The following is a 2,446-nucleotide window of genomic DNA, read 5'->3' on the forward strand; positions in this document are numbered from 1 at the left end:
ATCAGCCAGCCTGCCCCGCCCGCCAGCAGCACCAAGACCGCCACGGTGGCGACGCCCATGGCGCGCCGGGCCGCGTCCGACCGGCTCGCCCGGTTCCAGCGGCGTTCGCAACAGCCGATCACTCGCGCGAAGAGCCCGACGGGATGCCCTGATCGCGCCGGCCAGCCCAGCGCGGCGTCCAGGGCCAGCGCCAGTAGGGCGACCGGCTCAGCCATGGCCGAGCGCCGCATCGACACGGTCGAGATCGCGTTCCATGGGCACGCCGAAACGGAGCCAGTGCGGCGCTTCGGCGAAGGGACGGGTGAGGATCGCGTGACGGGCGAGGCGGTCGAACAAAGCGGGTGCCTCCGCCGTCTCCACCAGTCGGAAAAGCGGGCAGCCGCCGCGCGGCGACAGGCCATGGCGCGCCAGCACGGCATCGAGCGCGGCGGCGCGCCGGTCGATGTCAGCGCGGGCTTCCTTCATCCACGCCGCATCGCGATAGGCGGCCGTGCCGAACGCGACCGCCGCCGCAGAGACGGGCCAGTCGCCCAGCTGCCGTCGCAGTCTCGCAAGCACCGACGGCGGTGCGATCACGAAGCCCAGTCGAACGCCGGCCAGTCCGAAGAACTTGCCGAAGGAGCGCAGGACGACGAGGCGGCGATCCGCAGCGACCTGCGGAGCAAGGCTGATGGCGGGGACGGTTTCGGCATAGGCCTCGTCCACCAGCAGCCAGCCGCCCGCCGCCGCGATCCGGTCTTGCCAGGCGAGCAACGTTGCGGGCTCGGCGATGCGGCCGTCCGGATTGTTGGGATTGGCGATGACGAAGGCTGCGCGGTCCCCCTGGCCCATCGTCGCCGGCCGCGAATCGGAAAAGGCGTCGGCATGGGTGCCGTAGCAGGGCGGGACATGACGGCCCGGCAAGGCGAGCAGCCGGGCGAGCAACCGCAGCGCGATCTCGCTGCCCGGCACGGCGCAGCATAGCGCCGGATCGATGCCGAAGCTGCCGGCCGCCGCCGCTTCCAGCCCGCCGATCGCTGCGGGATCGGGCAGGTGCGCCCAGTCGGGTTGCGCCGCGCGGGCGAAGGGCCAGGGACAGGGGTTGATGCCGGTCGACAGGTCCAGCCAGTCACCGCCGCCATAGAGGCGGCGCGCGGCCTCCAGCCTGCCGCCATGACCGGTGAAATCCGCCGTCACGGCACCAGCACCAGCGCCGCGAGCAGCGCCGTTTCGACCAGTTCGATGCCTGCGCCATGGCCGTCCCCGGAAATGCCGCCGATCCGCGCCTTCAGCCACCAGGCCCATAGCGGCATGGCGATCAGGCCGACCGCCAATGCGGGCGCGAAGGCGCAGGCTAGCGACGCGGCCAGCGACCAGCCAAGGAGATGGCGACGGCCCACGGCATCGCGGAACAGGCTGCCCAGCCCCTCGTGCAATGGCGGGAGCCAGCGCGCCCAGGCGAGCGGCCCGATGCGGGCGATCGCGGGTATCGCCGCCAGCGTCCAGAGCGGGTGCTGGTCCAGCAGGGCGTGCAGCAGCACCAGCTTGGCGAGGAGCTGCATCCCGATCGCCACCACGCCGAAGCTGCCGATATGAGGATCGGCGAGGACAGCCGAGAGCCGGGCCCTGTCGCCATGCGCCGCGCCCGCCGCATCGGCAATGTCGCCCAGCCCATCGAGGTGCAGCGCGCCGGTGACCAGCACCCAGGCTGCCAGCGCCAGCAGCGCGCCGGTCCAGCCGTCATGCCGCATCCCCAGCCAGGCCGCGCCCATGACCACGGCGCCGACGACGATCCCCGCCAGGGGGAACCAGCGCATCGACAGGACGAAATCCTCGCGGTCCGCATGCACCCGAGGCAGGGGCAGCGTGGTGAGAAATTGCAGGGCGAGCAGCAGGCCCTTCACGGGCTGTCCCCCAGCAGGGCGACGAGCTGCGCCGACCGGGCTTCGCCTGGCCAGACGCGAAGGGTGACGAGCGCCGCATGGGGCAGCGCCACCGCCCAGCCCTGCCGATGATCGAACCCCAGCAGATGATGAAGCGCGGCGCGAATGGCGCCCGCATGGGTGATCACCAGTGTCGGGCCATCGATCTCCTCCAGCGCCGCTCCGATCCGCGCGCAGAGAGCGGACCAGCTTTCCCCGCCCGGCGGTGGCGCAGCATCGGGATCCGTCCAGAAGGCTCCGATCGCATCGGCGGGAATGGTCGCCGGATCGCGCCCTTCCCAATCGCCGAAATCCAGTTCGCGCCAGCGCGGATCGACCCTGTGCGGCAGGCCGCGCGCTGCGCCGACGGCCTCGGCAGGACGTCGTGCGCGCTGCAGGTCGGACGAGACGATCCGCTGAACCGGCAGATCCAGACCCCGCGCCAGGCAGGCGGCGACGCCTTCGGGCAGGGGCGCGGCATCGCGATGACCGGTCAGGGTGCCCGCCCCTTCCGCCTCGCCATGGCGGAGCAGATGGAGCAAAAA

The 2,446-nt window shown here is 72.2% G+C and carries 4 protein-coding genes; all 4 read right to left on the bottom strand.

The window, feature by feature from the left end; all coding sequences use genetic code 11:
* Positions 1 to 215 (bottom strand): cobalamin biosynthesis protein (locus tag M529_RS0124775; protein ID WP_161626358.1); only part of this gene is annotated, 215 nt, incomplete at its 3' end.
* A complete protein-coding gene (cobD, locus tag M529_RS38205) occupies positions 208 to 1,176 on the bottom strand; it encodes a threonine-phosphate decarboxylase CobD (RefSeq protein WP_021318563.1) in 969 nt (322 codons plus the stop codon). The genes cobD and M529_RS0124775, both read right to left, overlap by 8 nt.
* A complete protein-coding gene (cobS, locus tag M529_RS38210; RefSeq protein ID WP_021318564.1) occupies positions 1,173 to 1,883 on the bottom strand; it encodes an adenosylcobinamide-GDP ribazoletransferase in 711 nt (236 codons plus the stop codon). The genes cobD and cobS overlap by 4 nt, the downstream gene beginning before the upstream one ends.
* The coding region (locus tag M529_RS38215; protein WP_021318565.1) for a histidine phosphatase family protein at positions 1,880 to 2,446 on the bottom strand (567 nt) is incomplete at its 5' end. The genes cobS and M529_RS38215, both read right to left, overlap by 4 nt.

Origin of the sequence: Sphingobium ummariense RL-3, from assembly GCF_000447205.1 — a bacterium.
Classification (GTDB): domain Bacteria; phylum Pseudomonadota; class Alphaproteobacteria; order Sphingomonadales; family Sphingomonadaceae; genus Sphingobium; species Sphingobium ummariense.